Below are 26,978 nucleotides of genomic sequence, written 5' to 3' on the forward strand. Positions count from 1 at the left end.
CCGCTCATCCTGCCGAAGCCCGTCCGCCCGGGGGGAATGCCCGTCGTCGCAACGGCGGACCGGGAGGTCATCCGGAGGGTGCTCACCGAGACCGGTGACACCTGGGCGGTCGTCGGGCTGTCGACCAACGAGGCGCGGGCCGCGCACGGTGTGGCCGAGGTGCTGCAGCGGTTCGGGAAGCGGATCGTGCCCGTCCACCCGAAGGCGGAGACGGTCCACGGCGAGCAGGGGTACGCCTCGCTCGCGGACATCCCCTTCCCCGTGGACGTCGTCGACGTGTTCGTGAACAGCGAGCTCGCCGGGCAGGTGGCCGACGAGGCGGTCGCGGCGGGCGCCAAGGCGGTCTGGTTCCAGCTCGGCGTGGTCGACGAGGCGGCGTACGAGCGGACGCGCGCCGCGGGGCTCGACATGGTGATGGACCGGTGCCCGGCGATCGAGATCCCGCGCCTGGACTGAGCCCGCCGCGCGCGTCCCGCAACGGGCCCAACAGACCCAGGGTTGGCCTGAATTCGCCCCTTTCCGGAATTACCAGTTCCGCTCTCGTGTAGAACGGCTCTGGCTGCCCCGTACCTGGTCGGCGGGGCGCGGGGCAGCCACCGTCACACCGCGTCCGCGCGTTCGCCGCGCTCCGCGCGCGCCGAGTAGAACGCGATCGTCAGGTCCTTCACCAACGCCTTGCGCTCGAAGTCGTCGAGCTCGACGAGCCCGCGCGCGGTGAGCCGTACGACCGTGTCCTCGACCGAGTCGACCACCGCCGACAGCACGCCGTCCCGGTGCCGGGCGTCGAGCGCTGCGACCTGCCGGCGGTGCATCGCGGCGGCCACGTCGGGCGCGTACTCGATGCGTGTGGGCTGCGCCGAGTAGACCTCGATGCCCGCCGCCCGGCACTCCTCCCGCAGCAGCGCGGTCAACGCCCCGCCCACCGCCTCCGCGTCCCGCAGCGTCGACCGGCCGTCCCGCTGTTCGTAGGCGTCGGCAGGGCGCTGCGAGAGTACGCGCGCGAGCGCCGCCTCGACCTGTTCGCGCAGGTAGGAGGTGCTGTCGTCGACAGCGAACACGGCCCGCGCGGTGTCCGCGACCCGCCACACCACGAGCACGACGACGCTCAGCCGGTTCCCCTCCGCGTCCACGGCCGGCATCGGCTCGCTGCGCCAGTGCTTGAGCCGTACGTCGACCCGGCGGCGCAGCACGAACGGGCTGATCCAGACGAGCCCGGTCCGCCGCACCGTCCCCCGGTAGCGGCCGAACGACCGCAGCACCCAGGCCGAACCGACGGCCCCGCGCCCGATCCCGGCGGCGGTCACGACGGCCACGAGCACGCAGCCCGCGAGCGCGGCGGGGCCCCACGGTCCCCGGTCGAACCGCTCGAAGCGCGGCAGGGCGAGCCGGTCGAGCAGCCCCTCCGGTACGAGCTCGGTGGCGACCGCGACGAATGCGCCACCCGCGAGCGCGACCACGACGACGAGCACGGCCAGCCAGCCCGACGCCACTCCCCCACGAAACTCGTCCGGCCCCTCGACGGCCCTCCCCGGCACCCGCCCCACCGGAACGGGCCGCGACGCCGGAGCGGGCGCGGCGGCTTCCCGACGCAGGGCGTCGTCGGCGATACGGATGACCGCGTCAACTCCGGCTCCAGCCATGGGAGTCGAGGGCACGCTGACGTCGGACCGCACGTCACCGTCGAACCGGGCCTCGCCGTCGACGCCCCCGACAACCGCGCCAACTCCCGCCGCCGCAACCGGTGTCGCGGACACACCGCCCTCGGGCCACACCTCGCCGTCGGACCGTGCCTCGCGGTCGGACCGTGCCTCGCGGTCGAGCCAGGCTTCGCCGTCCGGCCGCGCCCCACCGTCGGCCCGGACCCCACCGTCGGACCGTGGCTCACCGTCCGGTCGAACCTCGCCCGCAGCCCGGAGCAAACCGTCGGACCGAGCCTCACCACCCGGCCGGAGCTCACCGTCGGGCCAGGCTTCGCCGTCCGGCCGGGACTTACCGTCGGCCCGGACCCCACCGTCGGACCGTGGCTCACCCTCCGGTCGAGCCTCGTCGACAGCCCGGAGCAAACCGTCAGACCGAGCCTCACCACCGGGCTGAGACTTACCGTCGGGCCGGGACTCGCCATCGGGCCCGAGCTCACCGTCGGCCCGAGCCTCACCGTCCGACCGAGCCTCCCCCTCGGACCGCGCCGCACCCTCAGCCCGAAGCTCACCGTCGAACCGAGCCTTCCCCTCTGACCAAGCCTCGCCCTCCGACCGAGCCCCACCATCAGCCCGAAGCTCGCCCTCGGGCCGAAGCCCACCGCCAGGCCGAGCCCCGCACTCGAACCGAGCCTCACCGCCCACCCCAACCTCACCCTCTGGCCGAGCCTCCCAACCCGACCGAGCCTCCCCCTCCGAGCGAGCCCCACCGTCAGCCCGCAGCTCACTCTCGGGCCGAGCCCCGCACTCGAACCGAGCCTCACCCTCCGACCGAGCCTCCCAATCCGACCGAGCCTCGCCCTCCGACCGAGCCCCACCATCAGCCCGAAGCTCGCCCTCGGGCCGAAGCCCACCCTCAGGCCGAGCCTCGCCCTCACACCGGAGCTCACCGCCAGGCCGGGCCCCGCCCTCGCACCCGAGCTCACCGCCAAGCCGAGTCACGCCCTCGAACCGAGCCTCACCGCTCACCCCGACCTCGCCCTCCGACCGGGATCCGCCGTCCGCCCGAACCTCGGCGTCCGCCCGGTCCCCGCTCCGTATCTCCTCCCCGTTCACCGGAACAGTCGCTTCCAGGTCTCCGGGCCGGGGTAGCCGTCCGCCTCCTGGCCCCGCCAGCCCTGGGCGCGCTGGAACGCGGCCACGTTGCGGCGGTCGCTCTCGGTCCAGCGGGGGCCGGGGCCCTGGGTGTAGTAGCGGCCGTACCCCTTCGACACCAGGCGCCGCCCGAGTTCCGTCACGTGCGGCCCGTACTGGCCGGGCCGGAACTTCGCCGTGCCCGGGAAGGACGGCGCCGTCGGACCGCCGCCTCCGCCGGGGATGTCGCGGCCCTTGCCGGAGACGAGCAGGGCCCAGGTGGCGGGGCCGGGTATGCCGTCGGCCTCCGTGCCGCGCCAGCCCTGGGCCTCCTGGAACGCGCGGGTCGCACTGCGGTCCGCGACGCCCCAGGACGGGCCGGGCCCCACCGTGTAGAACCGGCCGCCGCCGCGCCGCACGAGCATCCGCCCGAGTTCCGTCACGTGAGCGTTCCGCTGGCCCGGCCCGAACGCCGACGCCCCCGGAAATCCGTGCCCCGCCCCGGGGGCGCCGCCTGAGCCGCCACCGGAGCCGCCGCCCTCCCGCAGGCCGTTGTAGCGGTAGGCCACATAGCGCGAGGAGTTGTTCCAGTACGCGTACGGCGTCGTCCGCTTGAGGGCGTGCGGCCGGGTCTGTTCGTACGCCACGTACCGCGTCCGGGAGGAGTCCGCCCAGCCGCCGAAGATGACGACGTGCGAACCGCGCACCGGATCGGCGGAGTTGTGGAAGAGCAGCATGTCGCCGGGGCGGAGTTCGGAGCGGCTGATGCGGGTGCCGTAGCGGGCGAGGCTGCCGGTCCACTCGTTGCTGCCGAGCCCCCAGGCCATCGACACGAGCCCCGAGCAGTCGGTGCGGTAGCCGCCCCGGTACGCGTTCATGCTGTACGGGACGCGTGCGTCCACCCAGGTCTGGGCGCGCTGCAGGATCTGCTCCCGGGTCGTGCCGCGGGAGCTGAACGCGGCCGGGGTGACGTCGAGGGCGGTGGTGTGCAGCGGGCCGGTGCGGCCCTGCGGGGTCGACGGCGACGGCTCGGCCGCCTCCGTCGACTGCCCGTGCGCGTACGCCGGTCGGGCCGCCTCGGCGGCCCCCGCACCGCCGAGCACCGTGCCCGCCGCCGTGACGAGGACGAGGGCGCGGGTCGCGGCGCGGTGGCCGGGGGCCGCGGTTCCGGCGTGCGAGGTGACGAGGCGGAAGGCGTCCCGGCGCTGCCGTACGCAGCCGGCGCAGGCGCAGCCGGGCTCGGCGGCCACCTCTCGGAACTCGGGCGCGGGCAGGGTCGGTTCGGACATGGGGCGGCTGTCCCTTCCACGGCTCGGGGCTGCCTCGCCCGCCAACCGGCGTAAGGCCGGGGCGAGTTCGGGTCGGACGATCACGATCACCTACGTGATCTTGCAATGTCCGAACACCCGTCAGGTTCCGCAAAAGTCCCGATGATTCAGGACTTTCGTCCCCGAATCCGACAACCGCGCACCGCCCCGAGCCCGCGAGCCCCCGAGCCCCCGAGCCCCCAGCCCACGGGCCCGCCGGCCGCCTCAGCTCGCCGGAATCCCGAGCCCCTCGATCACCACGGCGCCGGGCAGCTCCGCGAAGGCCTTGCCGGGAACGATCAGCTTGCCGCGCCGCCGCCCGCTGCCGATCAGGACGTACGGGACGTCGACGACGGCGGCGTCCACCAGGAGCGGCCACTCCTCGGGCAGGCCGATCGGCGTGATGCCGCCGTACTCCATGCCGGTCTCGCCGGTCGCCGTGTCCATCGGCGCGAACGAGGCCTTACGGGCGCCGAGTTGGCGGCGGACGACCCCGTTCACGTCGACGCGTGTGCCGGAGAGGACCACGCAGGCCGCGAGGCTGGTCTCGCCGCCGCGCTTGCCCGCGACGACCACGCAGTTCGCGGACCGGTCGAGCAGTTCGGCCCCGTGATGCTCGACGAAGACGGCCGTGTCGGCGATCTCCGGGTCCGTGTCGACGTACACGAACTGCTCGGCGGGGACGCTGCCGCGCCAGTGGCGTACGGCGGCGGCGACGGGCTCGGTCAGCTCGTCCAGGCAGTCGGGGGCGGGTCGGGCGTTGTCGAAATTGCCGAGGGGAGCGCGCATGGGCCGAACGTAACAGCGCGCCCGCGACCGGAGCCGGACCGTCTCAATCAGCGAACCGTCTCGCTCCGGGCGGACCGCATCACGTCGAACAGCCCGGCCCGCGTCGAACGGACCGCCTCACGTCGCGGGCGGGATGGACACCGCCATCGTCATCTCGACGGGCTCGTCGCCCTGGTTGTGATAGCCGTGCGGGACGTTCGACTCGAAGCTGGCGGAGCAGCCGGCCGGCACGGAGTGGTCGACGCCGTCGACGCGCAGGGTCAGCTCGCCCGCCGACACGTGCACCAGCTCGACCGTGCCGCGCGGGTGCGGGTCGGACTCGCTGCTGTCGCCGGGCATGAGCCGCCAGGACCAGAGTTCGAGCGGGCCGCGCTTCTCCGTGCCGACGAGGAGCTTGGTCCAACTCCCCGCCTCCGTCGACCACATGGTCACGATCTGCTCCTCGGGCACGATGCGTACGTGCCCGCCCTGCTCGTAGTCGAGGAGGGTGGTGATGCTGACGCCGAGCGCGTCGGCCAGCTTCACCGTCGTACCGACGCTGGGGTTCGTGCGCGCCTGCTCGATCTGGATGATCATGCCGCGGCTGACCCCGGAGCGGGCCGCGAGGGCGTCGAGCGTGAAGCCGCGCTCACCCCGCCAGCGCTTGAGGTTGCGGGCGAGCGACTGGGTGAGCTGATCGAGGTCCGACACGTCCCGTCCATGGTCGAGTCTGCGGGCGACAGCCGAAGCCACCCCAGGAGTCGAATATTCTGAATGACAGAGTTCACTTCACTGAACTACGGTGTGGTGCACCAAACGTCCAGCACACTGTACTGCGAGGCTGCCGCATGTCCGCACTCTTCGCCCTGGCCACCAGCCTCCTCTGGGGGCTCGCCGACTTCGGCGGAGGGCTCCTCACCCGACGCATCCCGGCCCTGACCGTCGTGGTCGTCTCGCAGTGCATCGCCGTGGCCGTGCTCGGCACGATCGTGGTCGCGACCGGCGCGTGGACCGAGTGGGGCCCGCAGCTGTGGTTCGCGGTGGCCGCGGGCGTGGTCGGCCCGGTCGCGATGCTCGCGTTCTACCGCGCGCTCGCCCTCGGCCCGATGGGCGTGATCTCCCCGCTCGGTTCGCTCGGCGTGCTCGTCCCGGTCGGCGTCGGCCTCCTGCTCGGCGAGCGGCCCGGGCTGCTGCAGTACGGCGGGATCGCGGTGGCCGTCGTCGGCGTACTGCTCGCGGGCGGGCCGGAGTTCCGGGGTGCGCCGGTGCAGCGGCAGGCGATCACGCTCACCCTCGTCGCCGCGTTCGGGTTCGGCGCGGTGATGGCCCTGATCGCGGAGGCCTCGACGACGCTCACGGGGCTGTTCCTCGCACTCTTCGTGCAGCGGGTCACCAACGTCGTGGCGGGCGGCGCCGCGCTCTGGCTCTCGGTCCGCCGCGGCAACCCGGCGCTGCCGGAGGAGGGCGGGCTCGCGGTGGTCCGGGCGGCGCTGCCCGCGCTCGCGTTCGTGGGGCTCGCGGACGTGGCGGCCAACGGTACGTACGCGCTGGCCGCGCGCACCGGGCCCGTCACCGTCGCCGCCGTGCTCGCCTCGCTCTACCCGGTGGTGACGGCGCTGGCCGCGCGCGGGGTCCTGAAGGAGAAGCTGCGCCTCGTCCAGGCGGCCGGGGCGGGACTCGCCCTCCTGGGAACGGTCCTCCTGGCGGGCGGCTGAGCGCCGCGTCCCGACGAGGGGCGTAGCCCCTGACAAGGGGCGCGGGGAACTGCGCGACCAGCCACGACGGCGGGAAAGCCGAAGGACGACCCGGATGGAGCCCCTCTGGGGGCACCTCCCAGCGGTAGCTGGGGGAGATTGAGGAGCGGGGGCCGGGGCGGAGCCCCCTGGGGGCGCGGGGGTCAGCCCGCGGGGGTCTCGTCCGGCAACTCCGCCAGCGCGCACAACTCCTCGGACGTGACCCCCTCCGGTATCGGCACCGGCGCCGGCGTCCGCAGCGGCGGCTGCCAACCGAGCTCGGCGTCCCACCTCCGCACCACCCGCGCGGGCGCCCCCGCCACCACCGCGTGGTCCGGCACCTCTCCGCGTACGACGGCGCCTGCGGCCACCACCACGTTCCGGCCGATGCGGGCGCCCGGCAGGATCACGGCGTTGGTGCCGATCCAGCAGCCGGGGCCGATCTCCACCGGCTCCATCCGCGGCCACTGCTTGCCGACCGGGGTGTGCGGGTCGTCGTAACTGTGGTTGGTGGACGTGACGTAGACGTGCGGCCCGAAGTAGCAGTCGTCGCCGATGGTCACCGAGGTGTCGGCGATGACGTGGCTGCCGCGGCCGAGGACCACGCCGTTCCCGATGCGCAGGATCGGGTCGGGGCCCAGGTCGAGGTCGGGCATCAGACCGGCCGTCAGCGTGACCTGCTCGCCGATGATGCAGTGCGAGCCGAGGCGGATCCACGGCTCGCCGAAGACGGTGCCCTGCGGGAAGGCGAGCTTCGTGTGCGCGCCGATCGCGCCGAACTTCAGCCGCCCCGGACGCTCCGCCGTGACCGCGCCCGCGCCCTGCACCCAGCGCCAGCCGGCGTGCACGGCACGCGTGACGGCGCGGCGGCGCCAGGCGGCGAGGGCGTCGAGGGCGGCGCCCCGCTCGCCGGCCCGCCCACGACCGCTCAATGAGAACGCGTTCTTGTTCTTCGGCACCCGCTCACCGTACTCAGCGCGGCGGCGGCCGACAGGCCCGTGAGCTGTGATCTTCACCCCACCCGGCGCGCGGCTCCACGGGGGCGTCGCTTACGGTTCCGGACAGGGCATGGACGCGACGGACCCGAACGAGTACGAGAACCAGGAGACGCAATGGCAGAGCGGGCGTTGATCGCAGCCGTGGGCGGCGCGGAACCCGAGGTGGACGAGTCGGCCTTCGCCGCGCCCACTTCCGTCGTGATCGGCGACGTGACGATGAAGGCGGGGTCCAGCGTCTGGTACCACGCGGTGCTGCGCGCCGACTGCGGCCCGATCGTCCTCGGCGCCGACAGCAACATCCAGGACAACTGCACCGTGCACGTCGACCCGGGCTTCCCGGTGAGCATCGGGGACCGCGTCTCGGTGGGCCACAACGCCACGGTGCACGGCTGCACGATCGAGGACGACTGCCTGATCGGCATGGGCGCGACCGTCCTCAACGGCGCGGTGATCGGCGCCGGTTCGCTCGTCGCGGCGCAGGCGCTCGTACCGCAGGGGCTGCAGGTGCCGCCGGGCTCGCTCGTCGCGGGCGTCCCGGCGAAGGTGAAGCGGCCGCTCACGGACGAGGAGCGCGAGGGCCTCAAGCTGAACGCGGCGATGTACACGGAGCTGGCGAAGACGCATCGCGAGGCGCACGGGCACTAGGACCCGCGGAGGGCGAGCCGCACCGTCGACCACGGCACCGCGGATCGCCCTCCGGGCTCGTCCTCAGACTCCCCCGGCCGCCGGCCGGGAGGTGCCCCCGGACGGGCTCGCCTCCGGCTGGAGTTCGGGCTCGGCGGCCGTCGCCGCGTGCCTCTTCGCCGCCCGCCGCCGCAGCACGAGCATCGACGTGAGGCCGAACGCGACGGCGACGACCAGGCCGAGCCAGGAGAACCGCTTGAGCCAGGCCTCGGCGACCACGCCCACGTAGTAGATGACGGCCGTCGTGCCGCCCGCCCAGACGATGCCGCCGAGGACGTTGGCGGTGGCGAACTTCCAGTACGGCATGCGCAGTACGCCCGCGAGCGGGCCCGCGAAGATCCGCAGCAGGGCGACGAAGCGGCCGAAGAAGACGGCCCACATGCCCCACTTCTCGAAGGACCGCTCGGCGGAGGCGATGTTGGCCTCGCTGAAGTGTTTGGGGAATCTGCGGCCGAGCCGGGCGAGCAGCGGGCGGCCGCCCTTGCGGCCGATGGCGTACCCGATGGAGTCGCCGATGATCGCGCCGCCCGTCGCGCAGGCGCCGAGGACCACCGGGTCGATCTCCCCGCTCTGGGAGGCGAGCAGGGCCGAACTGACGAGGATGATCTCGCCGGGGAGCGGGATGCCGAGGCTCTCCAGACCGATGACCACCCCCACCAGGATGTAGATGCTGACCGCGGGAACGGTCTCGAGCCACTCCTGGACGTGCAACGCCGGTCCTCCCGATCTCTGTGCCACTGCCCGGCATGCGCGCCCTCGGCGCACGCCGGGCAGCCTACTGGATCAGGGGCGGACGGCCGGCTCGTGCTCGTACGGCCTCCGACCTGGTCGAACTGCCGCTCAGCTGTTGGGGCGAAGCGTCCAGACCACCGTCATCTCGGTGGTCACGGCGCCGTCCTCGCGGGTGACGGCGACGGCCACGGGGAACTCGGGGCGCTTGCCCTCGTCGAGCTCCGCGAGCACGTCGGCGATCGGGCGGCCGAGGGTGGCGGTGGCGGTGACGCGGCCGGTGGCGATCTTCTTGAACGCGATGTCGGCGGTGACGGGCAGCGGCACCGCGCGCGACAGCTGGTCCCCGAAGGCGGCGAGGACGATCGCGCCGCTGGCCGACTCCCCGAGCGTGAAGATCGCGCCGGCGTGCGGGCCGCCGACGTGGTTGCGGTAGTCGGGGTCGTCGGGGAGGTGGAGGACGGCCCGCTCGGGCGTGGTCTCGGCGTACTCCAGCTTCAGGGTCCGGACCATCGGGACGGTGGCGGCGAGCATCTCGCCGATGGACATCTGGTCAGCGCTCATGAGCGGGATGTTACCCGTGAGTATCTTCCGCGCGGACGGCCCGTACGGTGACGTGCGTCACGCGAGCGCCGGGAGTGCGGACCGGTCAGGATCCGCTCGGCGTCGGGGCGTTCGGGGCACGCGTACCGATGCCGTCGCGGCGCCCATATGCACTGGTCACCCCCTTTGCCCGGACTCCGGTGTCCGCGGCTGGTCACAATCCGGACCGCGAATGGCAGCCGGGAGCGCGGCACCTCTATCGTTACGGGCCATGTGGCCAGGACAGCAGCCGCCCGGGGGCGAGCAGAACCCGCAGGACCCCAACCAGCAGCCGTACCCGCAGCAGGGGTACCCGCAGCAAGGGCAACAGCAGGGACAACAGCAGCCCAACCCGTACACGCAGCCGGGCTATCAGGCCACGCCGCCCCAGGGCGCGCCCCAGCAGCAGCCGGGCACTCCCCCGCCGCCGCCCGGCGCCCCGATGCAGCCCGGCCCGTACCAGCAGCAGGGCACGCCGCAGTGGAACGCGCCCACGACGCCGCTCGGCGCGCCCCAGCCGCCGAGCGGTGGCCGGAACAAGACGACCGTGACCGCGATCGTCGCCGCCACGGCCGTGGTGATCGCCGCCGGCGTGACGGGCTTCCTGGTCCTCGGCGGTGAGGACGAGGGCACGGACGCGGCCAAGGGCGGGGAGAAGAAGCCGAGTTCGTCGGCGCCGGCCAGCCCCAGCGAGGAGCCCACGCCCACCGAGGAGGGCCGCGGCAACGGCCCGTCGGTCGAGCCGGTCATCGACGGCTGGCAGGTCGTGGTCAACCCGAAGCGCGGCACCGCCTTCGACGTGCCGCCGGGCTGGGTCGTCAAGGAGCCGGACAGCCAGCTCAGTTACATCGACGAGAAGACCGAGAAGCCGGTCACGACGATGACGGGCATCACCGAGTACAAGCCCGACTGGTGCCAGTACGACGAGGACAAGGACGGGCGGAAGGACAGCTGGAAGCTGGCCGCCGCCGGCACCAAGGGCGCCAACGGCGCGAAGAACACCGGCGAGGCCGCGCAGAACACGGTCGGCTGGTGGGTGTACGGCCCGTACACGCAGCCCAACCAGAAGAACATCGGCCTGTCCAAGCCGTCCAAGTACAAGTCGAAGCTCACCGGCCTGGAAGGCAGCATCGCGTACGCCGAGTCGCAGGGCGTGCCGGAGTCCAAGAACCCCTGTGCCACCGAGGGCAAGGCGCTGTCGTTCGCGTTCAAGAACAAGGCCAACGACTTCGTGGTGTGGTCGATCTTCGGTCCGAAGGACGTGAAGGACGAGGTCAGCGAGGCCACCATCAAGAAGATCCTCAGCTCGGTCCGCCTCGCGGGCATGCCGCAGGTCTGAGCCGTTGCCGCCGCGCCCGGCCCGCCCCTCGTGGGCGGGCCGCAACTACACCCTGCTGACCGTCGCCGCGGTCGTCACCAACCTGGGCAGCCACGGCGCCCTGATCGCCGCCGCGTTCGCGGTGCTCGACGCCGGGGGCGACGGCGGTGACGTCGGGCTCGTCGCGATGGCCCGTACGATCCCGCTCGTCGTGTTCCTGCTGGTCGGCGGCGCGATCGCCGACCGGCTGCCGCGGCACCGCGTCATGGTCGCCGCCAACACCCTCAACTGCCTTTCCCAGGCGGCCTTCGCGGTCCTGGTCCTGGCCGGCGAGCCGCAGCTGTGGCAGATGATGCTGCTCACCGCGCTCGGCGGCACCGGCCAGGCGTTCTTCAGCCCGGCCGCCGAGGGCATGCTGCTGTCCAGCGTCAGCGGGGAGCAGGCGAGCCGGGCGTTCGCGCTGTTCCGGATGGCGATGCACGGCGCCGCGATCGGCGGTGCGGCGCTCGGCGGGGCCCTGATCGCGGCGATCGGCCCCGGCTGGGTGCTCGCCGTGGACGCGGCCGCGTTCGCCGTCGCCGGTGCGCTGCGGGCGTTCCTGCGCGTGGCCGACGTGCCCGAGCGCGCTCCCGGCGGCGGGATGCTCGCCGATCTGCGGGACGGCTGGCGAGAGGTGATCGGGCGGCCCTGGCTGTGGACGATCGTCGTCCAGTTCTCCGTGGTGGTGGCGGTGATCGGCGCGGCCGAGGCGGTCTACGGCCCGCTGGTCGCCCGGGACTCGCTCGGCGGCGCGGCGCCCTGGGGTCTCGCGCTCAGCGCGTTCGGCGTGGGCACGGTCGCGGGCGCGGTCCTGATGATGCGGTGGAAGCCGCGGCGGCTGCTGCTCGCCGGGTCGCTGTGCGTGTTCCCGCTCGCCCTGCCGTCGGCGGCGCTCGCGGTGCCCCTCCAACTCCCGCTGCTCGCGGCCGCGATGTTCGTCAGCGGCGTCGCCATCGAGGTGTTCGGCGTCTCCTGGATGACGGCCCTGCACCAGGAGATCCCCGAGGACAAGTTCTCCCGCGTCTCCGCGTACGACTGGTTCGGCTCCGTCTCCCTCGTGCCGCTGGCCACCGCGCTCGCGGGCCCGGCCGAGACCGCCTTCGGCCGCGACACCGCGCTGTGGGGCTGCGCGAGCCTCGTCGTCCTGACGACGGCGGCGGTCCTCTGCGTACCGGACGTACGACGTCTCACGCGGCGCGCGGAGCAGAAGGTCGCCGGGTCCGAGGCGTCCGGGTCCGGGTCAGCCGATGCCGAAGGTGCCGCCGGGCGGCTCGGGTGAGGGCACGGCGTCCGGCTCGTCGACAGGGCGCGCGGCGCCGACGAAGCGACGGAGCTCCTCCCCGCCCGTGACCCGCGCCGGGAACACGTCGGCGGCGGTGCGGCGGGCGAGAGCGGCGGTGTCCAGCTCGCCGTGCGAGGCGACGAGCACGGCGTTGCCGAAGCGGCGCCCGCGCAGCACCGCCGGTTCGGCGATCAGCAGCAGCTCCTCGAACACCGCCCGGAACGTGGCGAGTTGGGAGCGCAGGAAGTCGAAAGGGGCGCTGTCCGCGAGGTTCGCCAGATAGATCCCGTCGGACCGGAGCACGCGCTCGGCCTGCCGCGCGTAGTCGAGGGTCGTCAGGTGGGCGGGCACCCGGGAGCCGCCGAAGACATCCGCGACCAGGACGTCCGCACTGTCTCCGGGCGCCGCCTCCAGCCAGGCGCGGGCGTCGGCGCGATGCGTACGGATGCCGGAGCCGGGGGCGAGCGGCAGCTCCTCCTCGACCAGCCCGGCAAGGCCCGCGTCGGCCTCGACGACGTCCTGCGCGGAACCGGGCCGGGTGGCGGCGAGGTAGCGGGGGAGCGTGAGGGCGCCGCCGCCGAGGTGCAGGGCGTCCAGGGGTTGTCCCTCCGGGGCGGCGAGGTCGAGGACGTGGGCGAGTCTGCGGGCGTACTCGAACTCCAGGTGGGTCGGGTCGTCCAGGTCCACGTACGACTGGGGTGCGTCGTCGACGGTCAGCAGCCAGGCGTGGTCGCGGTCGACGTCCGGCATCAGCTTGGCGAAGCCGTGGTCGACCCGCCTGCCGACGGGTATCGGCTCGTCCGCCAGGGGGTTCGAAGGGGTCACGGGGACATTGTGGTGCCCCGTGAGGGGCGCGGGGAACTGCGCGAGCAACCACGACGGCGCCGCGGGCTTTCGCGAAGGGGGAGCGGAGCGATCGAGCCCGTCCGGCGTTCGAGGACGCGAGCCCGCAGGGCGAAGCAGGGACGGCCACCGAGTCGACGGTGCTGGACGCCCCCTAGCCCCACACCTCCCGCACCTCCCCGACGACCCCCGCCGCCTGCGCAAGCCCCGCCCGGGCGGACGGGGCCCGGCGGGTCGGGTCGAGGGTGCGGCGGCCGAACGCGCGGCGGGCCGCCGCGTCCGGCGTGACGAGGACGACCCGCGCCCCCTGAGCCGTCAACCGCTCCGCCTGCCGCCGGGGCGACGGCAACGGCCCGCCGCCCGCGGGCTGCGGCGCGAGGATCACGACCCGCTCGTACCCCGCCGCGAGGTGGACGTTCGCGCAGGAGTGGACCCCGCCGTCGATCCACTTGCGGCCCTCGATCGTGACCGCGGGCCACACCCCGGGCACGGCGCAGCTCGCCGCGACCGCGTCCACGACGGGCACTCCGCTCTCGGCGTCGAAGGCCCGCAGCTCCCCCGTCACCGCGTCGACCGCCGTGACGAGCAGCCGCCGTTCGGGCCAGCTGTGCGAGACGAGCCGCCGCGCGATCACCTCGCGGCGCGCGGCCTCGTCCCCGGTGTCGGCGGCCAGGGAGAGCGCGCCGAGCTTGCGGCCGTACGCCTCGGGGGTGCGGGAGGCGAGGACGGCGCGCGCGTACTTGAGGACGAGGCCCGCGCCGAGCTGTCCGGCGGTCTCCCCCACGGGGTCGGCGAGTTGACGCTCGTACAGCTCGGGGAGGGTGAGCTTGCCGGAGGTGAGCTGCGCGCCGACGACCGACCCGGCGGACGAGCCGACGACGAGGTCCGCGTCACTGAGGTCGACGCCCGCCTCGGCGAGGCCGTGCAGGACGCCGATCTCCCACCCGACCCCGGTCAGCCCGCCCGCCCCGAGCACCAACGCGGTTCCGCCCATCACGCCACCCCTCCCGTCCCGCCCCGTGCCGGTGGCACGGCCGACTGGACCAGCAGTGTGGCGCACGGCGCCGGGCCCCGCGCGGCCGGGGCCCCGGGGCTCACGCCCCGACGTTCCGCAGAGCCTCCCGCACCGACAGCGGCGCGAGCCCGTCCCGATGCCGGGCGACGAAACCCCTGACCGCGTCCGGGTCCGTCTTCGCGTACTCCCGCAGGCACCACCCCACCGCCTTGCGGACGAAGAATTCGGGGTGGCCGGCCTGGCGCAGGCAGTAGGCGAAAAGCCGGTCCGGGTCCGTGGCGGACTTGAAGCGGAGCTGGTGCAGCAGGGCCGTGCGCACCACCCACAGGTCGTCGTCCTCGATCCAGCGGTCCATCTCCCGCCCCAGGCCCGCGTCCGCGGCGACGAGCCCGCCCACCACGTGTGCCGCGAGCAGGTCGACCGTGTCCCACCACGACACGCTCGTCACGAGGCTCCGGGCCACGGGCAGGAACGCCGACGAGCAGGACCGCAGGTGCCGCCGCAGATAGTCGACGGCGAAGTAGTGGTACTCCCGCTCCGGCAACCGCCAGCAGCGCACCGCGACCGCCGTGCAGTCCGCCTCGTCCGGCCGCGGCAGCCCCGCGAGCACCTCGCGCGACAGCGCCCGCCGCTCCGTCGACATGATCCCGAGGAACGGCGCGACGCCCTTCATGTACGCCGCCATCTCCCCGGCCCGCCCGGCGTCCGCGCCCCGGGGGTACGTGACGACGAGTCGCGCGAGGATCTCGTCCGCGAGCTCGCTCACGGGAAGAGCGGGACCGGCTGGAAAGGCCGGCTCGGTCGGTTCGGCGCACATGAGACGCACCATACGGCGATCACACCGCCCTCTCGGTTACTCTCCCCGGATGTTCGATCCCGTCGCCCGGCCCGCGGCCGCCGCTCCCCCGGGCCTCGCCGTGCGCTTCGGACGCGTGCTGCTCGCCCCGTGGTCCCGGCTCGCCCTGCTGGTCGTCCTGCTCGCGGCGGCCGGTACGAGCGTGCTCGTCCTGGAACCGCAGCGGCTGCTCGCCGACGGCTGGCCGGTGCAGCTGAACGGCGCGGCGGCGGTCGTCGTCTTCGCCGTGGCGTACGGCCTGTGCACCGCGGCGTTCGTGCCGCGGCCGCTGCTCAACCTCGCGGCGGGCGCCCTGTTCGGCACGCAGGCGGGGCTCGTCGGGGCGCTCGCCGGGACGGTCATCGGCGCGGGCATCGCCTTCGGCCTCGGCCGGGTCCTCGGCCAGGACGCGCTGCGCCCGCTGCTGCGCGGCCGGATCGTGCACGCGGTGGACGGCCAGCTCAGCCGGCACGGCTTCCGCTCGACGCTCGCGGCCCGGCTCTTCCCCGGAGTGCCGTTCTGGGCGGCGAACTACTGCGCCTCCATCTCCCGTATGGGCTGGTTCCCGTTCCTCCTCGCCACCGGCCTCGGCTCGATCCCGAACACGGCGGCGTACGTCGTGGCCGGCAGCCGCGCGAGCACGCCGACGTCGCCCGCATTCCTCGTCGCCATGGGCTTCATCGCCGTGACCGGCCTGGCCGCGGCGGTCGTCGCCTGGTGCAAGCGGCACAAGCTGCGCGGCGAGAGCACGGCGGACTGACTCCCGCCGCCCGACCGACGCCCCACGGCCGGCCGCTGCCCGACCAACGCCCCGCGGCAGGGCCCTGATCGGCTGCCGCTACGCTTCCCCTGCAGTGTCAGCGTGATCCTCAAGCGAGAGTCAGCGTGAGAACGATCAACCGGCAGCCAGATGCCTAGAACGACAGCTCGACCGTCCATCCACCCAGGGGTCCTGACCTGCCAGTCCGCTGGTCAGTCCATGATCAGTACGCGAATGGCCTAGCACCCACATGTCTTGGTTCGAATCCTTCATCCTCGGACTCGTGCAGGGGCTCACCGAGTTCCTCCCCATCTCCTCCAGCGCCCACCTGCGGCTCACCGCGGCCTTCGCGGGCTGGCACGACCCGGGCGCCGCGTTCACCGCGATCACGCAGATCGGCACGGAGACCGCGGTCCTCATCTACTTCCGCAAGGACATCGCGCGGATCGTCTCGGCCTGGTTCCGCTCGCTCACGAACAAGGAGATGCGCGGCGACCACGACGCCCAGATGGGCTGGCTCGTGATCGTCGGCTCGATCCCGATCGGCGTCCTCGGCATCACGCTCAAGGACCAGATCGAGGGCCCCTTCCGCGACCTGCGCCTGATCGCGACGACGCTGATCGTGATGGGCATCGTCCTCGGCGTCGCCGACCGCCTCGCCGCCCGCGACGAGCTCGGCGGCAAGCACCGCGCCATCCGCGAGCGCAAGACGCTCCGCGAACTCGGCGTGCGCGACGGCCTGATCTACGGCGTCTGCCAGGCCATGGCGCTGATCCCGGGCGTCTCCCGCTCCGGCGCCACCATCAGCGGCGGCCTGCTCATGGGCTACACCCGCGAGGCCGCGGCCCGCTACTCGTTCCTGCTCGCCATCCCGGCGGTGCTCGCCTCGGGCGCGTACGAGCTGAAGGACGCGGGCGAGGGCCACGTCTCGTGGGGGCCGACCATCTTCGCGACGATCATCGCCTTCGTCGTGGGCTACGCGGTCATCGCCTGGTTCATGAAGTTCATCACCACGAAGTCCTTCATGCCCTTCGTCTACTACCGCATCGTCCTCGGCATCGCCCTGTTCGTGCTGGTGGGGATGGGTGTGCTGAGCCCGCACGCGGGCGAGTCCGCGGGCTGACCGACCCGAGCGTCGACACCGCCCGGGAGGGTCGGAGGGTCACTGCTGCGGCGGGTTCTCCTGGCCGCCGCCCTGGCCGCGCTCCTGGCCGCGCTCCTGGCCGCCCTGCCCCAGCTGGTCCTTGAACTTCTGCTGGGCGGTGTCGACGTGCTTGCTGTACTTGCCCTGCGTCTTCTCGTCGACCATGTCACCGGCCTTGTCGACGCCCTTCGAGGCCTGGTCCTCGTGGCCCTTGAGCATCTTCTTGAGCTTGTCCATCGCAGACATGGCAGCCCTCCTGCTTGGCTGTTGGGGTCCCTTCCAGCATCGCGGACGCCCGCCGGGCCTGCATCCGCTGAGCCCCGCCCCCGACGCCACCCCAGCTCAGACCCCCTCCCCGCGAGCTCGGGCCCGCCTGCGCGACCACGCCGCAAAACCGGCTGCCCCGTGTCCGTACGACTCCGTACCGTGCATCCATGACCGTCATGCGCAGCCATCTCGTCTGCACCGACTGCCGGCACGCCTTCAAGAAGGCCTCGCCGGAGCCCGTGCCGTGCCCCACCTGCCGGGTGCCGATGACCGACGCCGGGGAGCAACTGGCCGTGCCGCCGCGGCGGGACCTCGACGGCTGGCGGGCGCTCGCCGTGGTCCTCGAAGCGGGACTGCGGTTCCACCCGACCTCGGGGTGCATGCCGGACGGGCCCGGGTATCGGCCCCGCACGATGCGCGAGGTGCGGGAGCGGCAGGCGATTGCCGGGCGAACCGGGCGTTCTCTCAAGGAAGTTCTCGCCGATCCTGATCCGTGGGGCGAGTGACGGCAGGCGTGAGGGAGTGGCTTCGCGACGGATTGCGGGTCGACTTCGACGGATATTGCCGCGGGTGTGACCGGATAGGCACAGAAGTCGCCCTCAAGTCAGGGCCGTTGTCACACCCAGGCCCTAGACTCTTTCACATGATCGCCACTTCGCCCGACGGTGTCCCGTGGTCCGCAGACGAGTTGAACGAGCGGATACGGGGCCTGATGCTGTGCTCCGGCGGGCGGTTGAGCGATGAACAGCGTGCCGAGTACCAGGTGCTCGTCGTCGCCTGGTCGGCGGCCATTCGTGAACAGGTTGTGAAGGTGGCCTGACCGCGATACGACCGCCCGGCCTCGCACAGGCCCGCGCACGTCCGCGCGCAAGTCCGCGTACGAGCCCGCGCACGCCCCTTGGCCTCGCGGCACGAGCGGACAACACTGAATCGATGACGCAGCGCGTGGACCTCGCAACCGTGATGGACCGGCTGGCCATCGACGCCCTCATCACCGACTACGCCGTGGCCGTCGACGACGGCGACTGGCTCGCGTACCGCAGCCTCTTCAGCCCCGACGGCCGCGCCGACTACAGCTCCGCGGGCGGCATCGAGGGCTCCGCCGACGACGTCGCCGAGTGGCTGTCCGGCACCCTCCGGCTCTTCCCGATGCGCCAGCACCTGATCGTCAACCGCCGCCTCCGCTTCGGCGCCCTCGACGGGGACGTCGGCGACACCGCGGACGTGCAGGCCGACTACGCCAACCCGATGCGCACCCGGCCCGACGGCGGCGCCCCCGACTTCGAGTGCGGCGGCCGGTACGCGTTCTCCGTGCTGCGCACCCGCGTCGGCTGGCGCGTCACCAAGGTCGTCGTGCACGAGAAGTGGCGCCGCGCGAGCATCGAGAACCCCTGAGCCGGGCGGGCGCCCAGCCCCTCCCCCACGCCCCACGCCCTCTGTCGAAGATCGCCGGGCGGGCGCACACTGGACGTACGCACGCACCGGGCGCGCCGGATGGAGGCACGGCATGGAGCTGACCGGCTCGTCGACCGGCGCGCAGCGAGACGGCGACCAGGGCAGCGGCCGGCGAGGTGTGCAGCAGCGGCGGCTCGACTCCCGCTGGGTGCGCGGCGCCCTCGCCGTCCTCGCGGGCGCGCTCCCCGCGCTGGCCTTCCCCGAGCCGTCCTGGTGGTGGTTCGCGTATGTCGCGCTCGTGCCGTGGCTGCTGCTCGCCCGCTCGGCGCCGACCGCGCGCAGGGCCGCGTACGACGGGTGGCTCGGCGGGTTCGGGTTCATGCTCGCGGTGCATCACTGGCTGCTGCCGAGCCTGCACGTGTTCACGTTCGTGATCGCCGCGCTGCTCGGCGCGCTGTGGGCGCCCTGGGGACTGCTCGTACGGCGGCTGCTCGGCGCCCGACCGGACGGGCACGGGGTCCCGGCCCGGCGTGTGGCCGCGGCGCTCGTGCTCGTGCCGTCCGCGTGGCTGATGGTCGAACTGGTCCGGTCCTGGGAGGGGTTGGGCGGCCCGTGGGGGCTGCTCGGATCGAGCCAGTGGCAGGTCGGCCCGGCACTGCGGGTCGCCTCGGTGGGCGGGGTGTGGCTGGTGAGCCTGCTCGTCGTCGCAGTGAACACCGCTCTCGCCGTGCTGATCGCGGAGCGGCGGGCCCGCGTGCGGGCCGTCGCGGGGCTCGTCGTCGTGGCCCTCGCGGGCACCGCGGCCGGGGCGTGGGCGCCGCGCCCCGAGGCTGCGGGCTCGGCGCGGATCGCCGTCGTACAGCCGGGGGTGATCGACGGGGCGGGCGGAGCGGAGCGGCGGTTCGCGCGCGAGGAGGAGCTGACCCGCACGCTGGCCGGCCGCGGCGTGGACCTCGTCGTGTGGGGCGAGAGCAGCGTCGGGTACGACCTGGGGCGGCGGCCCGACCTCGCGCGGCGGATCGCGCAGCTGTCCCGGGAGGTCGGCGCGCAGATCCTGGTGAACGTCGACGCGCGCCGCTCCGACCAGCCCGGAATCTTCAAGTCCGCGATTCTGGTGGGCCCCGAGGGGCCGACCGGCGGGCGCTACGACAAGATGCGGCTCGTGCCGTTCGGCGAGTACATCCCGGCGCGCGCCCTGCTCGGCTGGGCCACCTCGGTCGGCAAGGCGGCGGGCGAGGACCGCAGGCGCGGCACCGCTCCGGTCGTCATCCCGGTCGCGGAGGGTGCGCCGGGCGCCTCGGGGGCGCAGCCGTTCGGGATGGTGGGGCCGCTGGTGTGCTTCGAGTCGGCGTTCCCCGACATGAGCCGCCATCTGACGCGCTCCGGCGCCCAGTTGCTGCTCGCGCAGTCGGCGACGTCCACGTTCCAGGACAGCTGGGCGCCCGCGCAGCACGCGTCGCTCGCCGCGGTGCGCGCCGCCGAGAACGGCCGCCCGATGGTGCACGCCACGCTCACCGGGATCTCCGCCGTGCACGGCCCGGACGGCGCCCGCGTCGGCGACACCCTCGGCACGGACGCGAGCACGGCCCGGACGTACGACGTGCCCCTCGCCACCGGCACCACGCTGTACGTCGCCCTCGGCGACTGGGCGGTGTACGGGGCGCTCGCCGCGCTCGTCCTGTTCTGCGCGGCGGAGTCGGTACGGGCGCTCAGGCGCAGGCGCCCGCGGACCCCGCGCCGCTCTTCCGGGAGCCCGCGGCCTGCGCCTCCAGGACGACCCGCTCGCACAGCTCATGCGTCGCCAGGGCGTCCCGGGCACTGAGGACCCGGCCCGCGCGGACCGCGTCGAGGAAGGAAAGGACCGCCTGCTCGATGCCGCGCTGTCGGGCGACCGGCACCCAGTCGCCGCGCCTGCGCACCGTCGGCTGACCCTTGTGGTCGATGACCTCGGCGAGGTTGCGCACCTCGCGCTTGGTGTCCTGGCCGGAGACCTCCAGGATCTCCTCGGTCGAGCCGCTGAGCCGGTTCATGATGCCGAGCGCGGTGAAGCCGTCACCGGCGAGCTGAAGGACCACGTGGTGCAGGAGCCCGTCCCGCGTCCGCGCCCGCACGGACACGTCGTCGACCTCGCCGGGCACGAGGAACCGCAGGGTGTCCACGACGTGGATGAAGTCGTCCAGGACCAGCGTCCGCGGGTCCTCCGGCAGCCCGACGCGGTTCTTCTGCATCACGATCAGCTCGCGCGGATGCTCGGCGCACTGCGCGTACCCGGGCGCGAGCCGCCGGTTGAAGCCGACGGCGAGGCTGACGTTCCGCTCCTCCGCGAGCTCCACGAGCCGCTGCGACTCGGCCAGTTCGTACGCGAGCGGCTTGTCGACGTACGTGGCGACGCCCGCTTCGAGGAGCCGCCCCACGATGTCGGGGTGGGCGACGGTCGGCGCGTGCACGAACGCCGCGTCGAGGCCCTGCGCGAGGAGCGCGTCCAGGTCGGTGTGGGCCTGCGCGGCGGGCACGCGGTGCGCGGCGGCGACCCGGGCGAGCGTCGCGGGCGTACGGGTCTGCAGGTGCAGCTCGACGTCGGGGAGCGCGCCGAGCACGGGCAGATACGCCTTCTGCGCGATGTCCCCGAGTCCGATGCAGCCGACCTTCACGTGCGTGCTCCCTGCTGTGCGTGGTGATTCCGGACCGGCGGCTGTTTGCGCGGGCGCGCTCGCGGCGGCCCGGTGCCGGTCGTGCGGGAAGCATACGGGGGCGTGCCTGCGGAGCGGGAGCGCAGGTCAGCCGCGGTGCTGTGGTGGCCGCCAGTCCACGATGCCGTCGAGGGTGCGGAGGACGAGGTTCGGGCCGAGCTTGTTCACTCCGGCGATCAGCCCGTTCCGCAGCAGCGTCACCGGCCGGCTGAACCGCGTGGTGTTGATCCGCCCCGTCCGGTACGCCTTCGTGACGACGCTCATGGTGCGCGGCAGCCGCTCCGCGGTGTACGCGGCGAGCGCAGGCCCCGGCTCCCGCTCCGGGTCGACGTGGTGGGCGAGGACCACCGCGTCCTCGACGGCCTGGTTGCCGCCCTGGCCGAGGCTGGGCGTCATGGCGTGCGCGGCGTCGCCGAGGAGGGCGACCCGGCCCTTGTGGTAGGCGGGCAGCGGGTCCCGCATCCAGTACACGTCGTGCCGCAGGATCTGCTCGGCCGCGACCCCGGCGAGGATCTCCGGGATCGGCTCGTGCCAGTGCCCGAACCGCCGCAGCAGCTCGGCCCGTTCACCGCCGGGCGCCTGCCACCCGGCGGGCACGCCGGCCGCGGCGTAGGCGTACGCCCGGCCGTCCTTCATCAGGTGCGAGCCCCACAACTCGCCGCGCCCCCATGTCTCGTGCGAGCCGAAGTGCCGTTCGGGCGCGGGCACGACGACCCGCCAGGTGGTGAATCCGGCGTACGCGGGTCCGGGGTGGCCGGGGAACAGGGCCGCGCGGACACCGGAGTTGATGCCGTCGGCGCCGACGACGAGCTCGGCCTCCAGGTCGCCGTCGTCGGTGCCGACCGTGGCGGGTCGGCCGGGTCCGCCGGGGTCGGTGAGGCGGGCGGCGCGGCCGGTGTGCACAGCGCTGTCCGGCAGGCGGGAGCGGAGGACGTCGACGAGGGTCGCGCGGTGCAGCAGGACGAGGGAGCCGCCGAACCGCTCGGCGAGGGCCTCGCTGCTGGTGCGGGAGAGCCACCGCCCGCTCGGGGTGCGCAGGCCGCCGTCGCGCTGCCAGGCGGCGAGGTCCCGGATCCGGTCGCCGAGCCCGACGACGTCGAGGGCGCGCTGGGCGTTGGGCGAGAGGGAGATGCCCGCGCCCACGGGTTCGAGCGCGGGTGAGCGCTCCAGGACGGTCACCGCCCAGCCCTGCTGGTGCAGCGCGACGGCCGCGGTGAGACCGCCGACGCCCCCTCCGATCACGATGGCACGGGCCATGACTCCTCCTGCAACTACACCTGTAGTGATTCCCGTGACCGACGTTACTACACCTGTAGTCGTACGGGATAGGCTGGCCCCATGCCCGACCGCACCCGCGCCACCGACACCGCTCGCGCCGACCGCGCAGACCGCGCCTCGAACTCGTCGCGCACGCCCGGCCCCTCGCACGCCGACGGCTCTCCACGGACCTCCCGCGCCGAGTTGATCGCCGACACCGCGATCGAGCTGCTCGCGGAGCGCGGCATGCGCGGGCTGACGCATCGCGCTGTCGACGAGGCGGCGGGGCTGCCGCAGGGCTCGACGTCCAATCACGCCCGCACGCGGCTCGCGCTGCTGGAGGCGACGGTGCGACGGCAGGCGGAGCGCGAGGCGCAGACCTTGATGCCGTCGGAGGCGCCCGACCCGGCCGGCGGCGCCGAGGCCCTCGCGGACACGCTCGCCCTGGCCCTGCACCGCGCCCTCACGGAGCACCGCCAACTGACGGTTTCCCGCTACGAGTTGGCCCTCGAAGCGACCCGCCGTCCGGAGCTGCGGTCGTTCTACGACGAGCAGGGCGCGCAGTTCCGCGAGGCGGTCGAGGCCATGCTGACGGCGGCGGGCTCCCCGGCCCCGCGCCGTCACACGCTCGCCCTCGTGGCCTGGAGCGAGGGCCTCCTCTTCTCCTGCACGGCGGGCTCGTACCACGCGGAGGTGCCGTCGCGGGACGAACTCCGCACCGGTTTCCGGGAGTTGCTGGACGGGATACTGGGGAGCGGCGGACGGCGGGGTTAGGGCAGGGCACCGGGTCGCGGCCGGGCGGCGCACTGTCGAGCCGAACGATCAAGGTTCACACGTGCGGGGCATTCTGAGGGCGATTCCTCGCTCAAGCGGGCGTGCGCACACCAGAGTTGCGCAGATGCATCGAACGAGGGCCGTGGCCGGCCTGCTCATCGTCATGACCGCTTCGGCCGTCAGCGGTTGCGTGTCCGTGGGGGGTGCGGCCGTGCCGCATGCGCGGTCCGACGCGGGGCACGGAGAGGACGGCGGGCCGCTGCCCGCCCCGCAGAACGGCCGGGCCGACCGGCCGAAGATCGTCACCGCCCCGGCGGACGAGGCGTTACGGCTGATGCGGCCCGTCGCCCCGAAGTCCACGGACTCGCTGCGCGTCCCCGAGCAGGCGAAACACCGCCGCTCCCCCGCCGGCCCCCGACCCGACGACGCCCGGCGCCCCGAAGGGACCGCCGACCGGGGCCAGGGCGAGGAGTCGGCCGACGGCCCGCGCATCCCCTCCCTGTCCGACTCCCCCGTACGCCCGAAGCATCTGCTGCCGGGCGAGGGCGTCTGCGGGCTCGGTGAGCGGTACGGCCAGTGGGGCCCGGACAGCCCGCAGGCGCGCATCTGCCGGGGCGCGTACGGGAGTTGAGGGGCGAGGGGGAGGCCCCGGACGTTCCAGGCCCCTCCCCCTCCCGCCTAGTCCTCCTTGCGGGGCGGGGCCACCTGGCCGCCGCCCTCCGTGCCGTCTTCGCCGTCCTGGCCCAGCTGGAGTTCCAGGCGCTCGATGGCGGCGCGGATGCCGTGGCTGTACGCGTCGTCCCCGAGGGCGCCGATCGCGCCGCGGGCCTTGCGGATGTGCCCGCGGGCCTCGTCCTCGCGGTGGAGCTTCACATAGTCCGCCGCGAGGTTGAGGTGCAACGACGGGTAGAACGCGCGGACTTCGAGCGATCTGTGGTGCTGCTCCAGACGCTCGTCGGTCAGGACGTCGGCGGCCGTGAGGGCCCGCAGGTCCCAGGCCAGCTCGTCCGCCGGGTCGTCCTGGGTGTCCGCCATGTAGTGCGCGATCGTGACGCGGTGCAGCGGATCGCCGTCCTCGCCGATCTCCGTCCACAGTTCGAGGAGGCGGTTGCGGGCCTCCTCGCGGTCCCCTGCGCGATGCAGCATGATCGCTTGCCCCGCCCGTGCCATCACGGCGTCCTCGGACGTCTGCTCCTGCTGCTCCGCCACTGCGTTCTCCCGACTCGTACGACCATCATTTGCGAACACCGTCGACGCTATCCGCCACCGCTGACAATCCGGGTCAGGCGCGTACGCGCGGGATGCGGATGGCGGCGGATGCGGACGGCGGCGGGCCCGGGCCGGTCGGTCAGGCGGATCCCAGGTCCGGGATGCGCCAGTCGATGGGCGTGTGGCCCTGGGCGGCGACCGCCTTGTTGATCTGCGTGAACGGCTGCGAGCCGAAGAACTTCTTCGCCGACAGCGGCGAGGGGTGGGCGCCCTTCACCACGATGTGCCGCTCCTCGTCGATCAGGGGCAGCTTCTTCTGCGCGTAGTTCCCCCACAGCACGAAGACCGCCGGGTCGGGGCGGGAGGCGACCGCGCGGATCACGGCGTCCGTGAACTTCTCCCAGCCCTTGCCCTTGTGGGAGTTGGCCTCGCCGGCGCGGACCGTGAGCACCGCGTTCAGCAGCAGCACGCCCTGCCGGGCCCAGGGCATCAGATAGCCGTTGTCCGGGATGGGGGTGCCGAGCTCGGCCTGCATCTCCTTGTAGATGTTCCGCAGGGAGGGCGGGGTCTTCACGCCGGGGCGGACCGAGAAGCACAGGCCGTGGCCCTGGCCCTCGCCGTGATACGGGTCCTGGCCGAGGACGAGGACCTTCACGTCCTCGTACGGCGTGGCGTCCAGGGCGGCGAAGACCTGGTCGCGGGGCGGGTAGACGGGGCCCTTCGCGCGCTCCTCCTCGACGAACTCGGTGAGCTCCTTGAAGTAGGGCTTGTCCAGCTCCTCGCCGAGAACCTCGCGCCAGGACGCGGGGAGCAGGGCTGCGGTGGTCGGGTCCGTCACGTGAACAACCTCCATGGTGCGGTCACTTCTCACCGTCGAACCTACCGCCGACCACTGACAACGCCGAAGGGCGGCCGGATTCCGGCCGCCCTTCGGGCAGTTCACGCTCCGCAGCCGTGGCTACCAGCTGGTCTTCCGGCTCAGCTCCCACATCGTCATGATCGTCGACGGGTCGAGGGCGCGCTCGCCGCCGGCGATCTCCTCGGAGGCCGCGACGTACTGCTTGCCCTGCCAGAGCGGCAGCAGGCGGGCGTCCTCGACGAGGATCTCCTGGGCCTTCTCGAACTCCTCGGCCACGGCGCCGCGGTCCGTCTCACGGCGCGACTGCGGCAGCAGCTGGTCGGTGATGCGCGGGCTCGCGTACGGCGTGCCCAGGTTGTTGCGCTCGCCGACGAAGGGCGCGATGAAGTTCTCCGGGTCCGGGAAGTCCGGGAACCAGCCGCGGCCGAAGACCGGGTACTCGCCCTTGCGGAAGCCCTCCTCGAACTGCTTCCAGGGGCGGCCCTTGACGGTCACGTCGAAGAGGCCGGAGTCGTTCAGCTGGCGCTTGATCTCCTCGAACTCCGGCTTGGTGACCGAGCCGTAGCGGTCGGTGGCGTACCAGAGGGTGAGCGGGACGGGGCGGGTGATGCCGGCCTCGGTGAGGATCTTCTTCGCCTTGGCCGCGCTGGGCTTGCCGTACGTGTCGAAGAAGCCCGTGGTGTGGCCGGCGACGCCGGTCGGGACCATCGAGTAGAGCGGCTCGACGGTGTCCTTGTAGATGTTGTGCGCGATGGCGCCGCGGTCGATGACCTGGGCGAAGGCCTCGCGCACCGCGGGGTTCTTGGCCCACTGGTCCTTGGGGTTGAAGACCAGGAAGCGGGTCTCGGTGCCCGCGCCCTCGACCAGCTGCAGCTTGGCCTCGGCGGCCTCCGGGCCCTGCAGGTCGACGATGTCCTGCGAGGTGAGACCGCGGAACGTGACGTCGATCTGCTTCTTCCGCAGCGCCTTGACCATGGCGGCCGAGTCCTGGAAGTAGCGGATGGTGACGGCGTTGTTCTTGCGCTCGGCGAAGCCCTTGTAGTTCTGGTTCCGGGTGAGTTCGGCGGTCTTGCCCTCCTCGTACGAGTCCAGGACGTACGGGCCGGAGCCGACGATCTTGCTGCTCTTGCGCAGCGAGTCCGCGGGGTACTCCTGCGGGTCCACGATCGACATGGCCGGGGTGGCGAGGACGAACGGGAAGGTCGCGTCGGACTTCTTCAGGTGGAAGGTGACGTCGCGGTCGCCGTTGGTCGTGACGCGCTCCAGGCTGCCGAGGAGGCCGGAGGGGCCGCCCTTGACGCCGATCTTGCCGATCCGGTCGATGGAGTGCTTGACGGCCTTGGCGTCCAGCGCGTCCCCGTCGGAGAACTTCAGGCCCTCGCGCAGCTTGCAGTGGTACGCGGTGTTCGACTCGTCGGTGAACTCGCAGGCCTCGGCGGCGTCCGGCTCGGGGGTCGCCGCGCCCGTCGGGTAGCTGACCAGGGTCTGGTAGACGTTCCGGTACAGCTCCCAGGATCCGTCCCAGGCCGCGGCGGGGTCGAGAGTGCTGGGCGCACTGGTGGTGCCGACGACGATCGGCTTCTCCTCGTCGGTGCTTTCGGAAGTGAAGACACCGCATCCCGCGAGCAGGGATATGGACGCAAGAGTCGCAGCGGCCTGCAGACTTCGGGTCCGGTTGAACACGCGCACGCTCCTCGATCAACCACGCCAGGGGGTTGG

General features: G+C 73.2%; 29 protein-coding genes. 13 read left to right on the forward strand and 16 right to left on the reverse strand.

Annotated features, from left to right (window positions below):
* Positions 1-36 precede the first annotated feature (36 nt).
* The gene (locus ACIDOF_RS23645; RefSeq protein WP_409008056.1) at positions 37-456 is read left to right on the forward strand and encodes a CoA-binding protein; all 420 of its coding nucleotides are present in this window, start codon (positions 37-39) and stop codon (positions 454-456) included.
* 143 nt (positions 457-599) lie between these two features.
* Here ACIDOF_RS23645 and ACIDOF_RS23650 read toward each other — a convergent pair whose 3' ends face one another.
* From ACIDOF_RS23650 to ACIDOF_RS23665, 4 genes are all read right to left on the reverse strand, one after another.
* The gene (locus tag ACIDOF_RS23650) at positions 600-1,640 is read right to left on the reverse strand and encodes an SPFH domain-containing protein (protein WP_409008057.1); all 1,041 of its coding nucleotides are present in this window, start codon (positions 1,638-1,640) and stop codon (positions 600-602) included.
* A gap of 1,109 nt (positions 1,641-2,749) precedes the next feature.
* Positions 2,750-4,045, reverse strand: a complete 1,296-nt coding sequence (locus ACIDOF_RS23655; RefSeq protein WP_409008126.1) for a peptidoglycan-binding protein — start codon at positions 4,043-4,045, stop codon at positions 2,750-2,752.
* A 258-nt stretch (positions 4,046-4,303) separates the two neighbouring features.
* Positions 4,304-4,867 carry a YbaK/EbsC family protein gene (locus tag ACIDOF_RS23660; RefSeq protein WP_409008058.1) on the reverse strand — a complete coding sequence of 188 codons (564 nt, stop codon included), beginning with the start codon at positions 4,865-4,867 and terminating at the stop codon, positions 4,304-4,306.
* A 117-nt stretch (positions 4,868-4,984) separates the two neighbouring features.
* Positions 4,985-5,557 (reverse strand): helix-turn-helix domain-containing protein, encoded by a 573-nt coding sequence (locus ACIDOF_RS23665; RefSeq protein WP_409008059.1) that lies wholly within the window; start codon positions 5,555-5,557, stop codon positions 4,985-4,987.
* A gap of 137 nt (positions 5,558-5,694) precedes the next feature.
* On the opposite strand from ACIDOF_RS23665, the gene ACIDOF_RS23670 reads away from it, so the two are divergent.
* Positions 5,695-6,561, forward strand: a complete 867-nt coding sequence (locus ACIDOF_RS23670; RefSeq protein ID WP_409008060.1) for an EamA family transporter — start codon at positions 5,695-5,697, stop codon at positions 6,559-6,561.
* Positions 6,562-6,743: 182 nt separating this feature from the next.
* Here ACIDOF_RS23670 and ACIDOF_RS23675 read toward each other — a convergent pair whose 3' ends face one another.
* On the reverse strand, positions 6,744-7,538 hold the full coding sequence (locus ACIDOF_RS23675; protein ID WP_409008061.1) for an acyltransferase: 795 nt from the start codon (positions 7,536-7,538) through the stop codon (positions 6,744-6,746).
* A gap of 153 nt (positions 7,539-7,691) precedes the next feature.
* Here ACIDOF_RS23675 and ACIDOF_RS23680 point away from each other — a divergent pair, with 153 nt between their 5' ends.
* The gene (locus ACIDOF_RS23680) at positions 7,692-8,222 is read left to right on the forward strand and encodes a gamma carbonic anhydrase family protein (RefSeq protein ID WP_409008062.1); all 531 of its coding nucleotides are present in this window, start codon (positions 7,692-7,694) and stop codon (positions 8,220-8,222) included.
* 63 nt (positions 8,223-8,285) lie between these two features.
* Here ACIDOF_RS23680 and ACIDOF_RS23685 read toward each other — a convergent pair whose 3' ends face one another.
* Both ACIDOF_RS23685 and ACIDOF_RS23690 read right to left on the reverse strand, forming a co-directional pair.
* Complete coding sequence (locus ACIDOF_RS23685; RefSeq protein ID WP_409008063.1) at positions 8,286-8,972, reverse strand: DedA family protein; 687 nt, start codon at positions 8,970-8,972, stop codon at positions 8,286-8,288.
* Positions 8,973-9,101: 129 nt separating this feature from the next.
* Positions 9,102-9,539, reverse strand: coding sequence for a DUF4442 domain-containing protein (locus ACIDOF_RS23690; RefSeq protein ID WP_409008127.1), 438 nt, complete (start codon positions 9,537-9,539; stop codon positions 9,102-9,104).
* 265 nt (positions 9,540-9,804) lie between these two features.
* Between ACIDOF_RS23690 and ACIDOF_RS23695 the strand changes: the two genes are divergently transcribed.
* Together ACIDOF_RS23695 and ACIDOF_RS23700 are read left to right on the forward strand one after the other, a co-directional pair.
* Entirely contained in the window at positions 9,805-10,911 is a 1,107-nt protein-coding gene (locus ACIDOF_RS23695) for a hypothetical protein (protein WP_409008064.1), read from the forward strand.
* A 4-nt stretch (positions 10,912-10,915) separates the two neighbouring features.
* A complete protein-coding gene (locus tag ACIDOF_RS23700) occupies positions 10,916-12,208 on the forward strand; it encodes an MFS transporter (protein WP_409008065.1) in 1,293 nt (430 codons plus the stop codon).
* Here ACIDOF_RS23700 and ACIDOF_RS23705 read toward each other — a convergent pair.
* The 3 genes from ACIDOF_RS23705 to ACIDOF_RS23715 all read right to left on the reverse strand — a co-directional run bounded on the left by ACIDOF_RS23705 (position 12,170) and on the right by ACIDOF_RS23715 (position 14,898).
* Positions 12,170-12,961: a spermidine synthase gene (locus tag ACIDOF_RS23705; RefSeq protein WP_409008128.1), complete on the reverse strand. Its 792-nt coding sequence runs from the start codon at positions 12,959-12,961 to the stop codon at positions 12,170-12,172. The genes ACIDOF_RS23700 and ACIDOF_RS23705 overlap by 39 nt on opposite strands.
* 247 nt (positions 12,962-13,208) lie before the next feature.
* Positions 13,209-14,048: a patatin-like phospholipase family protein gene (locus ACIDOF_RS23710; RefSeq protein ID WP_409008066.1), complete on the reverse strand. Its 840-nt coding sequence runs from the start codon at positions 14,046-14,048 to the stop codon at positions 13,209-13,211.
* A 100-nt stretch (positions 14,049-14,148) separates the two neighbouring features.
* Positions 14,149-14,898: a DNA alkylation repair protein gene (locus ACIDOF_RS23715; RefSeq protein WP_409008067.1), complete on the reverse strand. Its 750-nt coding sequence runs from the start codon at positions 14,896-14,898 to the stop codon at positions 14,149-14,151.
* Between the two features lie 37 nt (positions 14,899-14,935).
* Between ACIDOF_RS23715 and ACIDOF_RS23720 the strand changes: the two genes are divergently transcribed.
* Together ACIDOF_RS23720 and ACIDOF_RS23725 are read left to right on the forward strand one after the other, a co-directional pair.
* Positions 14,936-15,664 (forward strand): TVP38/TMEM64 family protein, encoded by a 729-nt coding sequence (locus tag ACIDOF_RS23720; RefSeq protein WP_409008068.1) that lies wholly within the window; start codon positions 14,936-14,938, stop codon positions 15,662-15,664.
* Positions 15,665-15,914: 250 nt separating this feature from the next.
* A complete protein-coding gene (locus tag ACIDOF_RS23725; protein WP_409008069.1) occupies positions 15,915-16,787 on the forward strand; it encodes an undecaprenyl-diphosphate phosphatase in 873 nt (290 codons plus the stop codon).
* Between the two features lie 39 nt (positions 16,788-16,826).
* Here the strand turns inward: ACIDOF_RS23725 and ACIDOF_RS23730 are convergent, their stop codons facing one another.
* Complete coding sequence (locus tag ACIDOF_RS23730) at positions 16,827-17,054, reverse strand: antitoxin (protein WP_409008070.1); 228 nt, start codon at positions 17,052-17,054, stop codon at positions 16,827-16,829.
* A gap of 188 nt (positions 17,055-17,242) precedes the next feature.
* Here ACIDOF_RS23730 and ACIDOF_RS23735 point away from each other — a divergent pair, with 188 nt between their 5' ends.
* The 4 genes from ACIDOF_RS23735 (at position 17,243) to lnt (ending at position 20,292) form a co-directional block, all read left to right on the forward strand.
* Positions 17,243-17,581, forward strand: a complete 339-nt coding sequence (locus ACIDOF_RS23735) for a deoxyxylulose-5-phosphate synthase (protein WP_409008071.1) — start codon at positions 17,243-17,245, stop codon at positions 17,579-17,581.
* A 137-nt stretch (positions 17,582-17,718) separates the two neighbouring features.
* Entirely contained in the window at positions 17,719-17,895 is a 177-nt protein-coding gene (locus tag ACIDOF_RS23740; protein ID WP_409008072.1) for a hypothetical protein, read from the forward strand.
* Positions 17,896-18,008: 113 nt separating this feature from the next.
* Positions 18,009-18,470 (forward strand): nuclear transport factor 2 family protein, encoded by a 462-nt coding sequence (locus ACIDOF_RS23745; protein WP_409008073.1) that lies wholly within the window; start codon positions 18,009-18,011, stop codon positions 18,468-18,470.
* Positions 18,471-18,582: 112 nt separating this feature from the next.
* Positions 18,583-20,292 (forward strand): apolipoprotein N-acyltransferase, encoded by a 1,710-nt coding sequence (gene lnt / locus ACIDOF_RS23750; RefSeq protein ID WP_409008074.1) that lies wholly within the window; start codon positions 18,583-18,585, stop codon positions 20,290-20,292.
* Here lnt and ACIDOF_RS23755 read toward each other — a convergent pair.
* Complete coding sequence (locus tag ACIDOF_RS23755; protein ID WP_409008075.1) at positions 20,180-21,121, reverse strand: Gfo/Idh/MocA family protein; 942 nt, start codon at positions 21,119-21,121, stop codon at positions 20,180-20,182. The genes lnt and ACIDOF_RS23755 overlap by 113 nt on opposite strands.
* Positions 21,122-21,247: 126 nt before the next feature.
* Positions 21,248-22,417, reverse strand: coding sequence for an FAD-dependent monooxygenase (locus ACIDOF_RS23760; RefSeq protein ID WP_409008076.1), 1,170 nt, complete (start codon positions 22,415-22,417; stop codon positions 21,248-21,250).
* Positions 22,418-22,498: 81 nt separating this feature from the next.
* On the opposite strand from ACIDOF_RS23760, the gene ACIDOF_RS23765 reads away from it, so the two are divergent.
* Together ACIDOF_RS23765 and ACIDOF_RS23770 are read left to right on the forward strand one after the other, a co-directional pair.
* Entirely contained in the window at positions 22,499-23,191 is a 693-nt protein-coding gene (locus ACIDOF_RS23765) for a TetR/AcrR family transcriptional regulator (protein WP_409008077.1), read from the forward strand.
* 124 nt (positions 23,192-23,315) lie between these two features.
* A complete protein-coding gene (locus ACIDOF_RS23770; protein WP_409008078.1) occupies positions 23,316-23,822 on the forward strand; it encodes a hypothetical protein in 507 nt (168 codons plus the stop codon).
* Between the two features lie 47 nt (positions 23,823-23,869).
* On the opposite strand, the gene ACIDOF_RS23775 is transcribed toward ACIDOF_RS23770, so the two are convergent.
* The 3 genes from ACIDOF_RS23775 to ACIDOF_RS23785 form a co-directional block, all read right to left on the reverse strand.
* Complete coding sequence (locus ACIDOF_RS23775) at positions 23,870-24,400, reverse strand: hypothetical protein (protein WP_409008079.1); 531 nt, start codon at positions 24,398-24,400, stop codon at positions 23,870-23,872.
* 139 nt (positions 24,401-24,539) lie between these two features.
* Complete coding sequence (locus tag ACIDOF_RS23780; protein WP_409008080.1) at positions 24,540-25,238, reverse strand: uracil-DNA glycosylase; 699 nt, start codon at positions 25,236-25,238, stop codon at positions 24,540-24,542.
* A 120-nt stretch (positions 25,239-25,358) separates the two neighbouring features.
* The gene (locus ACIDOF_RS23785) at positions 25,359-26,942 is read right to left on the reverse strand and encodes an ABC transporter substrate-binding protein (protein ID WP_409008081.1); all 1,584 of its coding nucleotides are present in this window, start codon (positions 26,940-26,942) and stop codon (positions 25,359-25,361) included.
* Positions 26,943-26,978 lie beyond the last annotated feature (36 nt).

It is taken from the genome of Streptomyces sp. Da 82-17, assembly GCF_046098215.1.
GTDB lineage: Bacteria > Actinomycetota > Actinomycetes > Streptomycetales > Streptomycetaceae > Streptomyces.